The sequence below is a fragment of the Colwellia ponticola genome (assembly GCF_005885605.1).
Lineage (GTDB): Bacteria > Pseudomonadota > Gammaproteobacteria > Enterobacterales > Alteromonadaceae > Colwellia > Colwellia ponticola.
Map to the genome: position 1 here is coordinate 1 of NZ_SZVP01000091.1, position 466 is coordinate 466.

1 protein-coding gene is annotated in these 466 nt (G+C 64.8%); it reads left to right on the forward strand.

The genetic code is table 11. The annotated features are described in order from the left end of the window. Nucleotides 1-12: 12 nt before the first annotated feature. The coding region (locus FCS21_RS15985; protein WP_138624498.1) for a flavin prenyltransferase UbiX at nucleotides 13-466 on the forward strand (454 nt) is incomplete at its 3' end.

Genomic DNA, 466 nt, shown 5'->3' on the forward strand with positions numbered 1-466 from the left:
CGAGGCCTTGAAATGAGTGGCCCGGAGCGCGTCACCCTGGCGATGACCGGCGCATCCGGCGCGCCCTATGGCTTGCGCCTGCTCGATTGCCTGGTGCGTGAAGACCGTGAGGTGCACTTTCTGATCTCCAAGGCCGCGCAGTTGGTGATGGCCACCGAGACTGATGTCGCGCTGCCAGCCAAGGTGCAGATGATGCAAGCCTTCCTCACCGAGTACACCGGTGCGGCGGCGGGACAGATCAAGGTCTACGGCAAGGAAGACTGGATGTCGCCGGTGGCTTCGGGCTCCGGTGCGCCGGCGGCAATGGTCGTGGTGCCGTGCTCCACGGGAACGTTGTCGGCGATTGCCACCGGCGCTTGCAATAACCTGATCGAGCGCGCCGCCGACGTGACGTTGAAGGAGCGCCGCCAGTTGATCCTGGTGCCGCGTGAGGCGCCGTACTCGAGCATTCATCTGGAGCACATGC